This is a genomic window from Ruegeria sp. BB7 (assembly GCF_056539365.1).
Map to the genome: position 1 here is coordinate 49815 of NZ_JBQFUV010000007.1, position 17868 is coordinate 67682.

Here is a 17868-nt window from a genome sequence, read left to right on the forward strand (position 1 = left end):
TCGATGCAAACGACATTCACTGAAGAACAACTGCAGGATCCGGCAATCAAGCGTTCGAATGACATCCTGCGCAGTTGTGTCCATTGCGGGTTTTGCACCGCGACTTGCCCGACTTATCAAGTGCTGGGGGACGAGTTGGACAGCCCGCGTGGCCGTATCTATCTGATCAAGGACATGCTGGAGAATGAACGGGTTCCAGATGCGAAAACGGTCAAGCATATTGACCGCTGTTTGTCGTGTCTGGCCTGCATGACGACCTGCCCCTCGGGCGTGCATTACATGCATCTTGTCGACCACGCGCGGGAATACATCGAGGCCAAGTACAAGCGCCCTTTCACGGATCGCGTGCTGCGCTGGGTGTTGGCGCAGATCCTGCCTTATCCGATGAGGTTCCGCTGGGCGCTATTAGGCGCCAAGCTGGGGCGCCCGTTCCGTTTTTTGATGCCTGATGCACGCCTGCGGGCGATGCTGGACATGGCGCCGAAACACATCCCTCCGGTCAGTCGCAATGATGACCCGCAGAGTTTTGCACCCAAGGGACCGCGTACCAAGCGGGTGGCGCTGATGACGGGATGTGCGCAAAAGGCGCTGAACACCGACATCAACGACGCGACGATCCGCCTGCTGACCCGCTTAGGATGTGAGGTCGTGATCGCGGAGGGGGCTGGGTGCTGCGGCGCGCTGACCCACCACATGGGAAAAGCGCAGGACAGTGATAAGGCCGCAAAAGCCAATATCAGAACCTGGATTTCGGAAATGAAACGTGGTGGACTTGATGCTGTTGTCATCAACACTTCGGGGTGCGGTACCACCGTTAAAGACTACGGACACATGTTCCGGAACGATCCGATCGCCGAAGACGCGGTGCGGGTGTCAGATATTGCGATGGATGTAAGTGAGCTGTTGATGAAACTCGAACTGCCCAAGTGCGCCGACATGGGCTTGACCGTTGCTTATCACGCGGCCTGTTCCCTGCAGCATGGACAAAAGATCAAAACCCACCCCAAGGACCTGTTGAAGAAGGCCGGTTTTACTGTGTTAGAGCCTGCTGACAGCCATTTGTGCTGTGGCAGCGCGGGCACGTATAACCTGATGCAGCCTGAAATTTCGAACCAACTGAAACGCCGCAAAGTCAAAACGATTGAGGCGAAAAACCCCGATGTGATCGCTGCGGGTAATATCGGGTGTATGATGCAGATCGGATCGGGAACTGACATTCCTGTCCTGCATACGGTTGAGCTGTTGGACTGGGCCACCGGCGGGCCCAAACCCCGCGCAATGCAGTCGGGGCATTCGTTTGGGTCTGACGTGCCGATACTGAAGTAGCCGCCGCTGATGCAGTGGTGCATCACTAGCCAACCGAAACAGCATTCAGAGCAGCCGCCCTATTTTCGCCCAACCAAGCCCGTAGGAATGTAGATCAAAAGCAACGTCGGAGAACCGTTTGCGAAACTGGATCAGGGCTTTAGCGTTGGCTCTCATGCCGATGGCCGCGATGGCGCAGGATACCGGGCTGAAAAGTCTGGACACTACGGATGCCGGGCGCGCCTGGATGGCTGTGGGCCGTCTGGACATCAACGGGGCCGGGTTTTGTACCGGTACGCTGATTTCGCCGACTTTGGTCCTGACCGCTGCACACTGTCTGTTTGACAAGGCGACCGGACAGAGGATTGATCTGTCTGAGGTCGAGTTTCTTGCGGCGTGGCGCCTGGGCCGTGCGTCAGCCTATCGGGCTGCACGTCAGGCCGTCATTCACCCGAACTATCGCTATGAACACGAAACCTCTGCCGCGCGGTTGCGCAATGACATTGCCTTGATCGAACTGTGGCAACCCATTCGCAACACCGCCATCATTCCTTTTGACACAGGCAATCGACCGCATCGGGGCGAAGAGGTTGGTGTGGTGTCATACGCGCAAGACCGGGCTGAGGCACCTTCGCTGCAAGAGGTCTGCTCGGTCATGACCCGTAGGTCCGAGGTTATGGTGATGTCTTGCGATGTCGAGTTCGGCTCATCCGGTGCGCCGGTCTTTTCTTTCGCCGAAGACCGCCCGCGCATCGTGTCTGTGGTGGCAGCCAAGGCTGAGTTTAACGGACAGCGCGTCGCCGTTGGCACCCCGGTTGAAGGGTCGTTGCAGCTGTTGCACGCAGAATTGTCTGCTGGACGCGGGTTCCGTGCAGCACCGTCCAGCGGTGCGACCAACAGAAACATCGGCGCGAGGTTCATCAAGCCATGACGCGGTACTTTCTGGGCATCCTTTTGTGCCTTTTGTTTCTGTCGACCACGTCGCATGCCCAAAGCGCCAAGCGCAAATTGACGGACCGCGAGGACCTCTATGGCTGGGAGGCTATCGGTCGGCTGGATATAGGCGACCAGGGTTTTTGTACCGGCACTTTGATTGCCCGGGATCTGGTTTTGACCGCAGCTCACTGCGCGGTAGACAAGAGAACGGGTAAGCCATTCGCGCCCGGTAAAGTGACTTTCCGGGCAGGTTTGAGCAACGGTAAGGCTTTGGCTGACCGTAGTGTTGTTCAAATCGCGGTGCATTCGGATTATGGCAACCACCCGCACCTGTCGGCTGCTTTCGTCCGGGCAGACGTGGCTTTGATGCGACTTGAGCAGCCTATTCCCCATTCCGTAGCCGATCCATTTGCCCTTCACAGCGGACGTGTGGCCGGAAATGAGGTCAGTATTGCCTCTTACGGGCGTGGTCGGTCCGAGGCGATTACGCGGGAACGTTCCTGCCGTATTCTGCAACGGCGCCAGGGGCTGATTACCTTTAACTGCGACATTACCTTTGGGTCATCAGGCTCGGCCCTGTTGGCTCGAAACGGCCCGCGTTGGCAAATCTTGTCGGTGGTATCCGCGGTTGGAAGCGATGGGCGCCGGAAAATCGGTTTTGGCATGGAACTGACTGGTATCATTGAGGAATTAAAGGCTGATCTGCGCCGTGATGCGCCCAAGCCGCAAGCGTCAATTCGCCGATTGCAGGTGGGAACTGACAAATCCAGTTCTGGCGCGAAATTCATCTCCTCAGGCGGGTCTTGAACTCGATCAAAATGCTCCCCATGTGAACTTTACCGGGTCGCCAAATACGGGGTCCGGCACACTGAACCGCCCGTCCAAATGGAGGGCAAAACACAGATCGCTCAGACATGAGGATATGACACATGCGTACATTTGATTTTGCACCGCTGCACCGCGCCACCATTGGTTTCGACCAGATCGCAGACATGATGGACCGCGTTTTGACCAATGACGTGGCTCAGCCCAGCTATCCGCCTTACAACATCGAAAAAACTGACGTTGACGCCTATCGCATCTCGGTTGCTGTCGCTGGTTTTTCGGAAGAAGACCTGTCGGTCGAAGTGAAGGAAAACGCGCTGATCGTTGCCGGTAAAAAAGCCGCCGAGGACAAAGAGCGCAGCTACCTGCACCGTGGCATCGCCACCCGCGCGTTCGAGCGCCGCTTTGCACTGGCCGACCACGTGCGCGTCACTGGCGCGAGCCATGAAAACGGCATGCTGAACATCGACCTTAAGCGCGAGGTGCCCGAGGCCTTGAAACCGCGCCGGATCGAGATTTCTTCGGCCAAGGCCATCGAAAAGGATGTGGTTGACGCCAAAGCCGTGAACTGAGGCCAAAACACACGGCGATAGTCCCGCCTCTCTGGACTGTCGCAGACTGCACGCCCCGCGCACCTCCAGGCGCGGGGCGTTGTTTTTTTGGGTCCGGAACTCGTTAAGATGGAGCCTTTTGCGCAACGATGACAAATTGGGTGATCGAAAAGAAGAACTTTCCCGAATTGGCCAGTGCGTGTTGTTCATCAAACCATGCTTCTACGATCTCCGGCGCGATCAGGTTGTTTGCGATTGCGAATTGCTTCATCAAATGCATCATCGTGATCGCAAGCCCATCGGGTTTAAGTACGTGATCCGTCAGGGTGATAGTTGCCACATCTTCGACCGGATGCCCTATGGATCGTATCACGCCCGGCAATCGTTCGGGCAGATTGCCGCTTGCAAAATGGCCTTCCCATGCCTGCAACATATTCGCCATTCTGGTTGTGTTTTCGCTGAACCACACCAGAGTCCCGAAATGCAGGTCGCTGATGACCAGTCGGCCCCCCGGTTTCAGACAGCGCAACATTTCTGAAATCGCGGGTATGACGTCTTTGATGTATTCGAATACCTGAACCGATACTGCCTTGTCGGCAATGGCATCTGGAACCGGCAGATTGTCAGCGGACCCATCCAGAAGTTCGACCCACTGGTATTCGGCGCACCGTTCAGCACCAAGCTCCAGCATATTCCGGCTTTGATCGACGCCGATGATACGTCCTTCTGGTCCGACAGCACGGGCCAGTTCTGCGGTCAGCAGACCATTCCCACACCCGACATCCAGAATGACGTCTCGGGGCACCGGATTCAGGGCATCGAAGGAAGCCCGGCGCCTACGTGTGATGTCGGCACCCAGATACGCGGTGTCGAGTATTCGGGTAACGTTACTATCGAATTCAAGCACTTCGGCCCCCGTCACATGATTTCTGCGAGGCCTACCTTACGACAGTTTGTAGATAATTCGAAAATCTTCGGCCCCGGTCCGAATAGACGGAGCCGCTAGATGTGATCAGACCGACATACAGACGTATTTCATCTCCAAATAATCTTCCATGCCGTGATGGCTGCCTTCGCGGCCCAGGCCGGATTGTTTGACGCCGCCAAACGGGCCCAACTCGGTCGAGATGATGCCGGTGTTCACGCCAACGATGCCATACTCCAGCGCTTCGGCCACTTTGTAGACACGGCTCAGGTCCTTGGCATAGAAATATGAAGCCAGACCAAAGATCGTGTCGTTGGCCATGGCGATCACGTCATCCTCATCTTCGAACTTGAACAGTGGTGCCAGCGGACCAAAGGTTTCGTCCTGCGCAACCATCATGTCCTGAGTGACGCCGGTGACGATGGTCGGCTGGAAGAAGGTACCGCCCAGATCATGGGGCAGACCTCCGGTCAGAACCGCGCCGCCCTTGTCGGTCACGTCCTTGATATGCTCTTTGACCTTTGCCACCGCATCTTCGTTGATCAGCGGGCCGGTGGTGGTGCCTTCGGAAAGGCCGTCGCCGACACTCAGCGCTTCAACGGCGGCTTTCAGTTTGGCCGCGAATTCATCGTATACGCCTGCCTGCACGTAGATTCGGTTGGCGCAGACGCAGGTCTGCCCGTTGTTGCGGAACTTGCACAGCATCGCACCTTCGACGGCTGCATCCAGATCGGCGTCGTCGAACACGATGAACGGCGCGTTGCCGCCCAGCTCCATCGAGCACTTCATCACCTGATCCGCAGCCTGACGCAGCAGAATGCGCCCCACTTCGGTCGATCCGGTAAAGGTTAGCTTGCGTACGCCAGGGTTTTCGCAGAATTCCTTGCCAGTCTCGCTGGCCTGTGTGGATGGTACCACGTTGAATACACCTGCGGGCACGCCAGCCTTCTCGGCCAGCATAGCTAGGACAAGCGCAGACAAGGGCGTTTCGGTGGCCGGACGTGCAACGAAAGCGCAGCCCGCAGCCAGCGCTGGGGCAGCCTTACGGGTAATCATCGCATTGGGGAAATTCCAAGGGGTGATTGAGGCCGCAACACCAATCGGCTGTTTCAATACCGTAATCCGTTTATCACGCTGGTGACCCGGAATGGTCTCACCATAGACACGTTTCGCCTCTTCGCCGAAGAACTCGATGAAGGATGCGCCATAGGCGACCTCACCCACCGCCTCGGCTAAGGGTTTTCCTTGTTCGGCGGTTAGAATCTTGCCCAGATCCTCGGCATTTTCCATCATCAGGTCGAACCAGCGACGCAGGATCGCTGCGCGTTCCTTGCCAGTCAATTTGGCCCATTCCTTTTGTGCAGCCTCAGCTTGCGCGATCGCTCCGGCCACCTGCGCACGGCTGACATCTGCCACCTCGGCCACCACGTCACCGCGCGCGGGGTTGGTCACCGCGAAGGTGCCATTATCACCATCCACCCACTGACCGCCGATATAGGCCTTGGTCACTAGCAGATCGGGGTTCTTCAAAAGGGATTTCAGATCAGTTGTCGCGTCCAGCATGGGTCAGCCTCCGGCAGGAATTTGAGTCATCGCACCCAATCAGGTGGGGTCTTGAATGTCTATGTCCACAATGGCCGTCGGATCAATCCAGATTTGATCAAATTCTCCAATTTGCGAATTATTTTCGCTTCCCGGATTGGGCAAATTTCGCGCCTATCTTTTTCGGGCTGAGTTTGCCAAAGTTTGGCGGAATATTGGACCCAAGGGGATGTAAATCATCATAACATTCCCTATCTTATTGGGTAATTAAAGAAAAAAGGGGATAGCAGAGATGTCGAACCATCAATTTGATGCCTTGATCGAAGAAACTCAGACCAAGGTGCGCGAAAGCCAGTCACAAATTGAAAGCCTGACGTCGCGGATCGACGCCGCGCGCGCCAAGATCGGCACCGCCGAGGCGGATATTGACATCGAAAATGCCACGCTAGAGGACGTGCATGCCCATACCGAGGTGATGAACGCCAACATCGCCGAGCTGATCATGGGTCTGGACGACGTCACCAGCGCGTTTTCCAAGGATTTCGACGAGATGCGTTCGAAATCCGGATGGGAAACCTTTGTTGGTATCTTCTCGAAAGGCAAATCCGAGTCGATGCGGCAAGAGCGTATGCGCACTGCCAATATCGACGACAAGTTGCAGGACCTGATCGCCAAATCCGACGTCATCGTGAAGTTGTTGGAGGGTCAGCTATCCGTGCTGGAAGAACAGCGCGTCAAGGTCGAGGAAAACCTGACCGGCACGCTGGACGACCGTGAGGCCACTGTGGCCGAACTGGAAGCGCTGCGGGCTGAGATTCAGGGGATGGACCCGACGATCATCACGCTGGAAAACAAGATCAGCGTCGAACAGGACGCCGCCGCGCGCACTCAGCTGGAGACCGAGCTGGCCGAACTGAACAAGCAATATAACGCCAAGGTTCAGGAAGAGCAGGTCAAGCTGGCCAAATCGCAGACGTTGGAGCGCTATATCGAAAAGGGCAAAACCTGGGTCGATTCACTGCAGAACCAGGCGGCGACGCAGATGGTGCTGATCAACAAGCTGCAGACAGACACACAACAGCGCGTGGTGCTGTATGACGCCCTGACCAAATCGCTGAAAACAGCACAGCAACAGGACGTGGCCCACCGTATCAACGAGATCGGCGTGCAGACCGACCAAGAGGCGCAGACGGCGATGGCCGCCATCGGCACCGCGACCAACCAGAAAATGGCCGACATGCTTGAGGCGCATGAGGACCACATGGTCTTTGCCCGCGACGTGCTGGAGAAAAAGGCCAAGGCGGACGAACGCTTTGCACGTCGCTTTGCCTCGATTGTCGAGAAGCATGATAAGAATCTGTATGGTGGTTAATCCCACTGATGAGCGGACAAAAACAAAACTTTACGTGTCAGGATTTTGCTTTGAGTTCAACGCAGGACCGACAATATGCCTACTTTGCGGTGACGTCCGACGAACCGATTTCAAATTACGTCAGTGGTATCCCGCTGGAGCCAAGTCGATACTGGAATGCCGGTGAAATAGTTGTTCGAGGCGACCGTGAGTTGGCGCGACGCTTTTCTAGATGGGTAATTGAAAGCGGTTTGCCTGAATCTGAACCCTTAGAGGCCCATATTGAAGCCGTTGTTGAAATCGTCGCACCGGTGATCGGGCGCCTGCAAGAGCTTCCGAAACACTGCATTCAATCTATTGTATGCGTAGCCTTCTCCGTCCAGAGTTCGGGCTTTGTGCTGCCGCCAAAGCTCTTGGCGCAAATATCCGATCTTGGAGTTAATTTGGAATATGACTTCTACTCCAATGTTGATCCGCATGACGAGTTGGCGGACCTACGGTCTCTTATCCCGAGAGACAGGTAATGATTGATTCTAACGACCCCACCCAAGACCACGTCGGCCTGACCGACACCTTCGCCTCGCGCCGTTATTTTCGCAAATTCGAGGTGATCACCGTCCACCTCCTGCGCGTGGCCGCGACGATGGAGGCTGAGGGCGCGATCAGCAAGCAAGAGGTGCGGATCGTGTCGCGCTACCTTTCGGGGCTGCTCTACACCTTCCGCGCGCTCAGCATGAAATACCTGCTGGTCGGGCGCGATACGGGGCGGTTCTTTGGCAGCCTTGCGATGGACAAGCGCGACAGCGGGTTTCCGGTGGCGGCTGAGTTGCTGACCATGGCCAATGACGCGCAGCAGGCGCAGGTGCATCTGGCGAATATGCCCTCGGAAGACGATCTAAAAACCGACATGGTGCGGACGATCATTGGCGACCAAGAGATCCCCACCAAGCTGCAATTCGCGCTGTCCCAAAGACTCTATTACGAGGAACTGCTGAAAGGTCAGCTGTTCTGGGCGCGTAACGACCCCGAATGCCACTGGATTGGCAATGAAGGCGAGCGGCGCAGGTTCATGGTCCATTGGGCGGTCTATGACAGCCAGATCAACCTGCCGGTCATCTACCTGATGCAGCTAGAGGACAGCGGCAAGACCGCCCTGCCCAAGGACCAGCGCCGCTGGCCTGAAGTACAGGCGCATCTGATGGCGCAGTCTCTGGGTGGATTGAAACTGGTGACGATTGCCAAGGGGTTCGATCAGGATTTCGACGACCTGCACCCCAAACACCTGCGCCGCATCCATGTGGGCCCGATGTATTCCTCGGCCTATACCGAGCAATCCGGTCCTTTGCGGCAAGTACTGGAAGACGCGCAGGCGCCCGAAGGGCAGGACTGGGCGCTGGCCTGGACCATGGAAGAGTTGGAGAGCGAGGACGTGATCAAGGAACGCGCAGGTTGGTTTTCCACCGTAGAGCGCGAGGTGTTCGCACTGGACCCGTTCGGCGGGCAGGGGGCCGAGACCGGAGCGACACGGACACAACGCTCAATCATCCTGCCCCAGCGACCGTTTCAGGTGCTGGCTGAGCGCAATCCTCCGGGCTTTGCCGATGTGCGCAAGTTCGTCGTCAGCACGACTGGGCAGGTGTTGAGATATTAGATTTCGCCTTCGGCGAGAGTATTTTTGAAAAGATGAAGCAAGGGCGGTTTTTGAAATGAGTTTGACGTCAGATCAGATGGAATTACGCGAAGTCGACATTCGCAAGCATTATCCGGCCGCGACCGATTTGCTGAACGGGTTCGAACATGCACCGCGGATTGCAAAGGTGGTTGAGACGTCGACGGAACGGTCGCCGGGGGTGTCGACTGGGCGGCGCTTCCGGTCCACGACGCCGGGGTTGGTGACACGGCGCACCGTCCGCGCGGATGGCGTTCATCTGGTCGAACGGATTGAGGCCTCGGATGATGGCGATACGTTGGTCTCGCCGCCTCAAGCGACGACACAGCAGGCGATCCGCCGCGCCATCGCCATCGCTCTGGCCGTGGGTGAGGCTTATGCGGAACAGACCCCGCTGGCCGATCTGAAACGCGCGAATCTGGCCGGGGACTTGTCCGCCGTGCGCAAAACTGAGTTTTCGGAATTGCTGACGGCGGAGGCGCTCATTACGTCGCACGTGTTCGGTAACGCGCTGGCTTACCTGATGTCCTCGCATTTGGGCGAAACAACTGTTGAAATCGGCGAGATCGAAGAGGTTCTAACCGACAATGGCCAACTCGCCCTGCACGGCGCGCTGTGGGAGCTGGACCAGACGCTGGCCAAACACGCCCCCGACGACGCCCATCTGATCGCCGCCACTAGCGCCTACGCCGAACAGCTGATTGACAAGGCCGCCCTGCGCGCCCAGTCCGCAGGCCAGCTGGCCCCGTTCCAGAACGCCGCCTGGCATATCGAAGCCGATGACTTGACGATCCGAGGGTTCGAACCGGCGTCAAAGGCCAAATCCACCACCCTGACCATGACGTTCAAGAAACCGAACGAGGTGGTCGGCAACCATATCGCCAAGTATCAGGCGATGAAGCTGGCCAAGATGGTGATGGCTTATGACTTTGACCGCCGCCTGAACCCGTTTGCCGAGCTTGGCGGGTTCATCTTCACCTTCATGGGTGATGGCAAACCGGGCACCGGCAAGACCACTCTGATCCAGATGATGGCGGGGCTGATCAACGATTATTGCCAGAACGCGGGCTATCCGTTCCGCTATCAGAACCTCAGCACCGACAATATCGACAGCTATCAAGGCAAATCCGGCCAGAACGCCAAGGCCTTCATCAACACGATCATCGACCCCTCGGTTATCGGCTTCGGCACCATCGACGATATCGACCAGCTGGCGGGCAAACGCGGTGACCGGCAGTCGTCAGCCGGGCAACTCGAAATCACCGCCGTGCTGATGGAGAGCTTTGCCGGGGCCAACACCGTCGTGCGCGGCAACTGCACCTTCGGCATGTTCTCAAACTACCCCGAGAATGTGGACGACGCCCTGCGCCAGCGGGCCGGCGCGCGGTTTCTGGTGGACGGGCCGCAGACGCGCGAGGATTACATCGACATCCTGCACCTGCTGATGGGCCGCAACCACGACATCCCGCTGGGCGCACACGAAGCCTATGCCGCGCAGGAGATCAAGAAGGCCGTCGCCGCCAGTTTCGAAAGCCATTCCCGCCCGCATGAGGGTGCTTTGTTGCAGGTCTATGACCGGGTCTCCGGCGAGATCGGCCAGATGGACACGATTGCCAAACTGGGCACCTACCTCAAGGCGATCCAGCAGGCGGATGAGCGGTTCACGGGGCGTGCCATCAAGAACATCACCGACGCGGTCAAGGTCCGCGCGATGGACTTCGAACTTCCCGACGAATGGATGGAAAACCCCGACCTGTTCCTGTTCCGCGACTACGACACCAAGAAGGCGATGATCGAGGACCTGCGCCAGCCGATCACGGTGGAAATGGTGATGCAAGAGATCAACCGCTACGCCGACAGTGAGTTCCGCTATGCCGACAAGAGCGACGAGGTCGCCATCGAAAATGCCGTCCGCGAGATGGGCCGGATGGAAGAGGTCAAGCGGCGGTATCTGGAGGGGAAGGGGTGAACAAAGTCGCGGTTTGGCTAATTTATGCTTATGTATGGTGGATGATCGACAGCAGGAGCGACGATCTTCTGTATCGTTACGCGCGTCGTTATTGGGCTGGTGTGGATAGTTTAATTAAGTTTGGCATGTTGGCGACAGTAGCCTTTTTAGGGCTAGTTGCTTTGCTTGCGTTTGATGACACGTGCAACTTTCTCGTTTGCGAAAGCCGATTGAACGCCTTCCTTGACGCGCCCGCAAACGAAGTTGGTGATACACTGGCTGGACTTGCTGGCGGTTTAGCGTTCCTTTGGATAGTCGTAACAGTGTTGCTACAAGGCAAAGAACTGGCTGCTCAAAGGCAAGAGTTGACCTTAACTCGCAAAGAAATGGTAGAGCAGCGCAAAGCCAGTCAAGAAATGGCCAGTGCTTTATCTAAACAGTCTGCGTCTCTCGATAATGAACAAAGGCGTAGTCGCGAGTTGGAAGCTGAGCGGCAGTTAGATAGCATAGTAAAAAGTATTGAAAACAAATGTCGGTCTATCTCGAAATACCAAAAAGGACCCACATTTAAGTCCGACGAAGACAGCGAGGACAATGAATTTTCCGAGGTGCTATTGTTTCGGGAACCGATCCTCACGGCCGGGGATGACTTAGTTTCTGAAATGTTTGGTACGTTCAATAGATTTGAAATTATGATTAGATACGGGAAGTTCCATGGAACAATAAAGAGGCCTTGCAACTCTGAAAGAACTTTCCGAGACCTCCTCAAGCTATACGACAGCGCACAAAGTACTCTTAAAAGGTTAGGGGCAGATCAAATAACGCGCTTTGGGAGGCTGGAAATAGACGGATCTCGTAAATCTCTATTGAAGATACTCGATCACAATATTTGGGAAGAAGAAGGGGGCTCAATAGAAATTGAGGAAGCCTTGAAACTGTTTTACGAGACCCCGACTCAATGATCCGCCTCATCGAAAAAGGCCTGATGTTCGGCAACCTCGTCCACATCTCCAGCCCGGCTCTGGTCGAGCGGTATAACCGCGCGCTGCAGCATCTGGCGGGCAAGACCACGGAGCTGACGGATTTCCACGTCGATATCTCGGGCTATTCGCCGGAGGTGGGGATTGAGCTGGACGACCCGCTCTACCTCAACCCCAATGGGGTCAACCGGCAGTTCATCCTGCTGACGACTGAACAGAAACGCGCGCCTCTGCTGAACGTCAAATTCTCGACCTCGCGCGATATCCTGCGCGAATTCATCGAGATGAACGAGGCGCAGCTGTTTGCCCTGACCGCCACCGATGCCGTGGCCGGAGAGCTGGTGAACTCGGTCTTTAAACTCACTACGCCGCGCGATCTGCTGAACCTGCGCAAGATCGAGATTGAGGCCGACACGGTCGGCGGCACCCTGCGCAAGGCCGAGCAACTTGCGGGCATGGTCGAACGGTTCAAAACCGAAGAAGACGCCTGGTTCGATGATGTGCTGATCGCCAGGATGATCGAAACCGCCAAGGAAACCGGCGACGTCACCCGCAACCCCGTCCACCTGCGCCACACCGCGTTCGAGCAGCGCAACTTCTGGACGGCGCATTTCGGTGGGCTCTACCTGTTCCCCGATCTGGATTATCCAGCGGCGATTTGCATGGGCGAAAAGCCCGACGATCTGCCGATCAAATACACATTTAGCCCATCGCAGCGGAACCAGATTGCCAAGTTTCTCGACTATAACGATCTGGTTGAACCTATCGTCAAAGCGCGGGGTGTGGATGCTGCCGCGATCCTGCAGCAGAAGATGGATTTCCTGACCATCGACGCCGCCGCGGATGCTGATGTCGACCTCACGGGCCTGGACCGCAGTGACATGCGTCGACTGGCCCGTAACCACGCGGATCGGCTGCCGCCGGCCTATCACGGCCTTGCCCAATTGCTGCGCTGGGCGACCGATGGGGGCCCATGGCCGCGCATCACCTCGGACCATCCGGCCTATTTCTACACCCTGCGCGCAGCCGACACGCCACACCGGGATCTGGTGAACATGCTGCTGGCCGAGCTGGCCGCTCTGGACCCGCGCCAGATGTTCATCTGCCATAAGGAATTGTTCTACAGCACCTATTCCACCTGGCCCGAGACCAAGAAAGCCTATGTTGCCGACTTCCTCGCGCGCGAGTATCAGGTGGACAAGGCCGGCGCCCGCGCCGCGCTGTTCGGGCACGAACCGGACATGAGTGGCAATGACCGTGTCAGTGATGACATCATTGCGCGTGTCGGTCCCTGGGGCGCTGTGAGAAAGGGTTGATATGTTCGGAGCGCTACGCCTTTTTCTGATCCTGCTGATCGTCCAGACAATCGCCTATTTTGCGCTGTCACTGTACTCGCGCGGTGTGCGTCGCCGGAAACTGGAAAACTGGTGGGATGAAAAGGGCAAGACGGGCAACAAAGAAGCATTTGTCGCGCGTGGGCTGCACGTCTATGACAATTCGTTCCGGCGCAAACTGATCCTGGGTGTCTATATTGTACCATGGGTGGCAATCGGCGCGCTGATCTATATCGTGAATTATATGTGAGGTTTACGGCATGGCCTATTTGAAATGGGCGTTCATCATCATCTTCTGGGGCACGATTGCCGTGGTCCTGCAATACTCGCTGCCACAGCGTGATATCGTTCGGATCGTCAATACCTATGAAGAGCGGCAGGATCTGAACGACTGGACTCGTATCTTCTGGTCTGAACCGGATGATCAGTCGACCAGCCTGTCAAACCGCGACGTGCAGTTCATTCAGGCTGTGCGTGCGAATGGCAAGCCGATTGTTTATCGGAACGAAGATACCAGCTGGGGGTGGCCGCCCTATTTCAAGTTCGACACAGCCAATCTCTATACCGAAGCCAATGATGCGATTTCGAACAAGAATGAGCCGGAATGGGTAGTAGTGACTCACTATGGCTGGCGAAATGAGTTCATGTCGATTTTCCCCAACGCGGTGTTCATCAAGCATGTCGACGGCCCGGATGTTCGCATCATTCCCTGGTTCAACATCATTTTCTTGACGTTGTTTTTTGCGCTTGTGTGGGCGATATGGGTGCGCTGGCGCAGGTTCCGGCAGGCCAAGATCGACCCTATGCTGGAAAACGTCGAAGATGGGTTCTACGCGGCAGGCGATGCCATCGAAGAGAAACGCCACGGATTGCGTCGTTGGCTGGATAGTTGGAAGTCCAAGTAAATCGTTACCGTCCCTCCGTGCGGTGAAGTTCACCTAACGATGAATTCGGCATGAAGTGCCCCTGCGGCTTTAATCGTTTTGAGAATGTCGATCATATCGCGGGGCGACACGCCCAACGCGTTCAGCCCGGCCACGACCTCGGACAGCGTGGTGGCTTCGGGGATTTCGGCCAGCCCGGTGCCTTCTTCCTCTTCGATACCGGCGAATGTGCGGGGGACAACAACCGTTTCGCCGCGCGCAAACGGGTTTGGCTGGATAGCGATCGGAGATTCCTCAACCGTCAGGGTCAGATTGCCTTGCGATACTGCGACCCGCGAAATCCGGACCTCCTGCCCCATGACAATGGTGCCGGAACGTTGATCGACCACCACGCGCGCCTTGGTTTCCGGTTCAACCAGAATGTTCTCAATCCGACCCAGCGCATGCGCGGTCGAAAACGATTGGGTGGCAGTGATGTTCAATTCGACCGTGCCGGAATCCCGCATGATTGCCACCGCCCGGTTGAATTCGGTGTTGATGGCAACCTCGATACGGCTGGCAGTGGTGAAATCCGGTTCGCGCAGGGCGAGCCGCATCTGCGTCAGCGTTGATAGGTCAAAGTCGATCTCACGCTCGACCCGCGCGCCCGAAGGGATCACACCAGAGGTCGGTACGCCTTGCACGACAGATGCTGCCTCACCCTCGGCCACGGCGCCTCCGGCCAGAACCGTGCCTTGTGCGACTGCGTAAATTTGACCGTCCGCGGCGTTGAGTGGCGTCATGATCAACGTGCCACCCAGCAGACTTTTTGAATCGCCGATGGCCGATACCGTCACGTCGATCTGTCCGCCAACCCGTGCAAATGGAGGCAAGCTGGCGGTAACCAGTACAGCGGCCACGTTCTTGGGCCGAAAGTCTTCGCCGTTCACGTTGACGCCCAGCCGCTCGAGTATGTTTGACATGATCTCTTCGGTAAAGGGCGAGTTGCGCAGACCGTCACCGGTGCCGTTCAGCCCTACAACCAGACCATAACCCACCAGATCGTTGCCCCGCACCCCGTCGAAGTCCACAAGGTCCTTCAGGCGGATCGTTCCAGCGCAGGCAATCCCGGGCAGCAGCATCAATAGAAAAGCGAGGAGTTTCATCTGAGGAAGTTCACCAGCGACAGATTCGCGTTGCGAACGGTGACGGAATACAGGCTCTCCAACTGGAATTGGACGGTCTGCAGCTGCGTGGCAGTCTCGTATGGGTCTGCGGCGATCAACTTGTTCCGGCTGATTTCCAGGCTGGTCTGCGCCGCATTGTTGCGCGTGGCGGCCTGTTCTATCCGTGCCTCTGCCGAGCCGACCTGAGCGCGCAAGTTAACCACATCGTTCTGTGTATTGGCCAGATTTACCCCCAGTTGTGTAAACAGGGCAGTGCGCTGGTCTCGCGGCAGGTTCAGGGCATCGTCGGACACCAGAGCTGCAACGGCAATATCCCGTATTGCATCCTTAATCGCGGGGTCGGTGGCCGTGATCGTTAGACTGACACTTTCATTCTCGGATATCTGCATTGGTGCCAATGCGGTGCCCGAGCCCTGATAGATTATTGCGTCAAATCCGGCGGGGTCATTAAACCAGTCTTCTGCCGCCTGACGAATATCCGCCGTTGTGGTGTATCCGCTCAGTTCTGCCGCAAGCGCCGTCAACAGCGTGTCGGTTGAGGGCAGAGGGGACATGTCGGTGGCCGTACCGGAATACAAACTGCGCCCACCCGCGCGTGTGTTCAGTGCCGATATGATCGTGTCCAGCTCGTTGCGGGCCTGAACGGATGCGTTCTCATGGCTGACCGCTTGATTCGATGTGCCGAAAGCCAGCAGGGATGAGGTGAGCTCGGATACGGAATCGTTGATCGTGGTCAGGCTCAGCTGCATGGCATCTGTGAACAGTCCAGCCTCGGCAGTTGATACCTGATAGGCGTTCAGCCGCGACAGGCTGCGATCCAGATCCAGCATGTGAGAGTAATCACCATCCAATCGCCCGGACACGTCCTGAACCTTGCCAGTGGACATCTCATAAGACAGAGTTTCTATCTGGTTTCTAAGCTCGGTCGAGCGGGTCTGTAATGTCATGCCCCGCGCCAGATCGCCAATAGACGTCAAATTCATCATCACAGCCTCAACAAGGTTTCCATCAATTCATCCACTACCGAGATGACTCGCGCATTCGCGGCATAGGCCTGCTCGATCTTGATCAGGTTTTGCAGCTCCTGATCGGTATCCACGCCGTGCTCCGCCTCGATTCTGGCCATTTCCAGTTGTGCGCTGTTGGCAAAGGTCAGGCGTTGGCTGGCGGTATGGGCGTCCGAGCCGGTTCTAGACATCAGCGCCTCGGTCAGGTCCGAGGCGCGCATGTCACCGGTTCCAAAGGGCGACCCCGCGACCGGGCGCGACGCGTTTAAAACTGCACCAAAGGTCTGCAGTTGCGTGGCATCGCCCGGATCGCCAGGGGTCACTGCACCTAGCCCATCGCGCAGGCGCCAGCTGTCGCCGCCATTGTCGGGATCGACAATCGTGTTCAGGCTGATACGCGACGCCAGCCCCTCTGGCGCAGTGGCATCGAACCGGGTGCCAGCATCCGTGAAAAGCCCTGGATCCGTGGGCAAAGCGGTAGGGTCTAGACCAGGTGTTTCGAACCGTTCAATCAAATCCCGCGCGACCGAGTCGAGATTAGCTTGCGCTTCAACCGCCAGCTCATCGCGGATTTCGAACTGTGCCATCAGCGCACCGCCACGTATCTGACTATTGTCACCGCTGGTGCGCACCGGGTTTCCGTTCATCTCCAACCCCGACAGCAGCCCATTGCCCACGGTCATATGTGGTTTGGTGTCGCCCGTGGTGGTAAAGGAAAACTCGGCGGCGGTGCCTTCCAAAAGGATCAATCCACCATCAGAATATAGAGAAATCTGATCGTTCGCCCGTGGCACTGCATTTACCGGCATCAACGCGTTGACCTGATCGACCAGTACTTGCCTCTGATCCAGCAAGGCACCGATATCGCCGCCCGAATGTTTGACCTGTGGGATTTTGGCGTTCAGCTGTTCAATATCCTTGAGGGTCTGGTTCAGGCTGTCCACTAGCCTGCCAATGGTTCGATCCGCGTCCGAGCGTAGCTGCCTTACGCCCTCGGACGCCTTGTTGATGCTGTTGGCCAGATCGCGACCGGTGCGGGCAACTTGATCCAAGCGCTCGGATGAATCCGGCAGACTGGCGGCGGTTATAAGGCTGCTATCAAATGCGGCTAGCCGATTGGCCAGCGATATGGGGTCATCGATCGTGCCAACGACGGCGTCTACACCGGTGTGAAAGTTGGAAACCGCAGTCTGATAAGCCATATTTGCATCAGTCTCGCGACGATTGGCGGTCAGGACAGGGTCGTGATTGCGGACCACGCCGAGCGTGCGCACCCCGGTGCCCGAGATGGCGTTTGTCGTAAGTTCCAGCGACCTGCGGGAATAGCCCGGTGTCAGCGCATTGGCGATATTGTCCGACACAACGGAAGTGCCCTGGCTGGAGGCCGTCAGGCCACTGACTGCGTTGTTGAATGCTGTCGACAAGTTCATGAGACCGCCCCTCTT

17 protein-coding genes are annotated in these 17868 nt (G+C 57.0%); 12 read left to right on the top strand and 5 right to left on the bottom strand.

Annotated features, from left to right (window positions below):
- Positions 1-3: 3 nt before the first annotated feature.
- The 4 genes from glcF to ACR0D7_RS12530 all read left to right on the top strand — a co-directional run bounded on the left by glcF (position 4) and on the right by ACR0D7_RS12530 (position 3638).
- The gene (gene glcF / locus ACR0D7_RS12515; RefSeq protein WP_480679307.1) at positions 4-1326 is read left to right on the top strand and encodes a glycolate oxidase subunit GlcF; all 1323 of its coding nucleotides are present in this window, start codon (positions 4-6) and stop codon (positions 1324-1326) included.
- Between the two features lie 118 nt (positions 1327-1444).
- Positions 1445-2236 (top strand): trypsin-like serine peptidase, encoded by a 792-nt coding sequence (locus ACR0D7_RS12520; RefSeq protein ID WP_480679308.1) that lies wholly within the window; start codon positions 1445-1447, stop codon positions 2234-2236.
- Positions 2233-3048, top strand: coding sequence for a trypsin-like serine peptidase (locus tag ACR0D7_RS12525; protein ID WP_480679309.1), 816 nt, complete (start codon positions 2233-2235; stop codon positions 3046-3048). The genes ACR0D7_RS12520 and ACR0D7_RS12525 overlap by 4 nt, the downstream gene beginning before the upstream one ends.
- A gap of 122 nt (positions 3049-3170) precedes the next feature.
- Positions 3171-3638 (top strand): Hsp20 family protein, encoded by a 468-nt coding sequence (locus tag ACR0D7_RS12530; RefSeq protein ID WP_480679310.1) that lies wholly within the window; start codon positions 3171-3173, stop codon positions 3636-3638.
- A gap of 103 nt (positions 3639-3741) precedes the next feature.
- Here ACR0D7_RS12530 and ACR0D7_RS12535 read toward each other — a convergent pair whose 3' ends face one another.
- Together ACR0D7_RS12535 and ACR0D7_RS12540 are read right to left on the bottom strand one after the other, a co-directional pair.
- A complete protein-coding gene (locus ACR0D7_RS12535) occupies positions 3742-4524 on the bottom strand; it encodes a methyltransferase domain-containing protein (protein WP_480679311.1) in 783 nt (260 codons plus the stop codon).
- 105 nt (positions 4525-4629) lie between these two features.
- Entirely contained in the window at positions 4630-6105 is a 1476-nt protein-coding gene (locus tag ACR0D7_RS12540; protein ID WP_480679312.1) for an NAD-dependent succinate-semialdehyde dehydrogenase, read from the bottom strand.
- Between the two features lie 271 nt (positions 6106-6376).
- Between ACR0D7_RS12540 and ACR0D7_RS12545 the strand changes: the two genes are divergently transcribed.
- The 8 genes from ACR0D7_RS12545 to ACR0D7_RS12580 are packed head-to-tail and all read left to right on the top strand — an operon-like array spanning position 6377 to position 14271.
- Positions 6377-7456, top strand: coding sequence for a hypothetical protein (locus tag ACR0D7_RS12545; RefSeq protein WP_480679313.1), 1080 nt, complete (start codon positions 6377-6379; stop codon positions 7454-7456).
- Positions 7457-7464: 8 nt separating this feature from the next.
- Entirely contained in the window at positions 7465-7959 is a 495-nt protein-coding gene (locus ACR0D7_RS12550; RefSeq protein ID WP_480679314.1) for a DUF4279 domain-containing protein, read from the top strand.
- Positions 7959-9086 (top strand): hypothetical protein, encoded by a 1128-nt coding sequence (locus ACR0D7_RS12555; protein WP_480679315.1) that lies wholly within the window; start codon positions 7959-7961, stop codon positions 9084-9086. Before ACR0D7_RS12550 ends, ACR0D7_RS12555 begins: the two co-directional genes overlap by 1 nt.
- A gap of 55 nt (positions 9087-9141) precedes the next feature.
- Positions 9142-11073, top strand: a complete 1932-nt coding sequence (locus ACR0D7_RS12560; protein WP_480679316.1) for an AAA family ATPase — start codon at positions 9142-9144, stop codon at positions 11071-11073.
- Positions 11070-12014, top strand: a complete 945-nt coding sequence (locus tag ACR0D7_RS12565) for a hypothetical protein (RefSeq protein WP_480679317.1) — start codon at positions 11070-11072, stop codon at positions 12012-12014. Before ACR0D7_RS12560 ends, ACR0D7_RS12565 begins: the two co-directional genes overlap by 4 nt.
- Entirely contained in the window at positions 12011-13348 is a 1338-nt protein-coding gene (locus ACR0D7_RS12570; protein ID WP_480679318.1) for a DUF6638 family protein, read from the top strand. The genes ACR0D7_RS12565 and ACR0D7_RS12570 overlap by 4 nt, the downstream gene beginning before the upstream one ends.
- A gap of 1 nt (position 13349) precedes the next feature.
- Positions 13350-13616, top strand: a complete 267-nt coding sequence (locus tag ACR0D7_RS12575) for a hypothetical protein (protein WP_170386751.1) — start codon at positions 13350-13352, stop codon at positions 13614-13616.
- A gap of 10 nt (positions 13617-13626) precedes the next feature.
- A complete protein-coding gene (locus tag ACR0D7_RS12580; RefSeq protein WP_480679319.1) occupies positions 13627-14271 on the top strand; it encodes a DUF1523 family protein in 645 nt (214 codons plus the stop codon).
- 29 nt (positions 14272-14300) lie between these two features.
- On the opposite strand, the gene ACR0D7_RS12585 is transcribed toward ACR0D7_RS12580, so the two are convergent.
- Genes ACR0D7_RS12585 through flgK form a run of 3 tightly spaced genes read right to left on the bottom strand, consistent with a single transcriptional unit; the run spans position 14301 to position 17853 of the window.
- Entirely contained in the window at positions 14301-15395 is a 1095-nt protein-coding gene (locus ACR0D7_RS12585) for a flagellar basal body P-ring protein FlgI (protein ID WP_480679320.1), read from the bottom strand.
- A complete protein-coding gene (locus ACR0D7_RS12590; RefSeq protein WP_480679321.1) occupies positions 15392-16399 on the bottom strand; it encodes a flagellin in 1008 nt (335 codons plus the stop codon). Before ACR0D7_RS12590 ends, ACR0D7_RS12585 begins: the two co-directional genes overlap by 4 nt.
- A 2-nt stretch (positions 16400-16401) precedes the next feature.
- Positions 16402-17853 carry a flagellar hook-associated protein FlgK gene (gene flgK, locus ACR0D7_RS12595; RefSeq protein ID WP_480679322.1) on the bottom strand — a complete coding sequence of 484 codons (1452 nt, stop codon included), beginning with the start codon at positions 17851-17853 and terminating at the stop codon, positions 16402-16404.
- Between the last annotated feature and the right edge of the window lie 15 nt (positions 17854-17868).

Coding starts and splice junctions, on each gene's coding strand:
- glcF (WP_480679307.1), top strand. CDS start 4: ATGCAAACGACATTCACTGAAGAACAACTGCAGGATCCGGCAATCAAG.
- ACR0D7_RS12525 (WP_480679309.1), top strand. CDS start 2,233: ATGACGCGGTACTTTCTGGGCATCCTTTTGTGCCTTTTGTTTCTGTCG.
- ACR0D7_RS12530 (WP_480679310.1), top strand. CDS start 3,171: ATGCGTACATTTGATTTTGCACCGCTGCACCGCGCCACCATTGGTTTC.
- ACR0D7_RS12540 (WP_480679312.1), bottom strand. CDS start 6,105: ATGCTGGACGCGACAACTGATCTGAAATCCCTTTTGAAGAACCCCGAT.
- ACR0D7_RS12545 (WP_480679313.1), top strand. CDS start 6,377: ATGTCGAACCATCAATTTGATGCCTTGATCGAAGAAACTCAGACCAAG.
- ACR0D7_RS12550 (WP_480679314.1), top strand. CDS start 7,465: ATGAGCGGACAAAAACAAAACTTTACGTGTCAGGATTTTGCTTTGAGT.
- ACR0D7_RS12555 (WP_480679315.1), top strand. CDS start 7,959: ATGATTGATTCTAACGACCCCACCCAAGACCACGTCGGCCTGACCGAC.
- ACR0D7_RS12560 (WP_480679316.1), top strand. CDS start 9,142: ATGAGTTTGACGTCAGATCAGATGGAATTACGCGAAGTCGACATTCGC.
- ACR0D7_RS12570 (WP_480679318.1), top strand. CDS start 12,011: ATGATCCGCCTCATCGAAAAAGGCCTGATGTTCGGCAACCTCGTCCAC.
- ACR0D7_RS12575 (WP_170386751.1), top strand. CDS start 13,350: ATGTTCGGAGCGCTACGCCTTTTTCTGATCCTGCTGATCGTCCAGACA.
- ACR0D7_RS12580 (WP_480679319.1), top strand. CDS start 13,627: ATGGCCTATTTGAAATGGGCGTTCATCATCATCTTCTGGGGCACGATT.
- ACR0D7_RS12585 (WP_480679320.1), bottom strand. CDS start 15,395: ATGAAACTCCTCGCTTTTCTATTGATGCTGCTGCCCGGGATTGCCTGC.
- ACR0D7_RS12590 (WP_480679321.1), bottom strand. CDS start 16,399: ATGAATTTGACGTCTATTGGCGATCTGGCGCGGGGCATGACATTACAG.
- flgK (WP_480679322.1), bottom strand. CDS start 17,853: ATGAACTTGTCGACAGCATTCAACAACGCAGTCAGTGGCCTGACGGCC.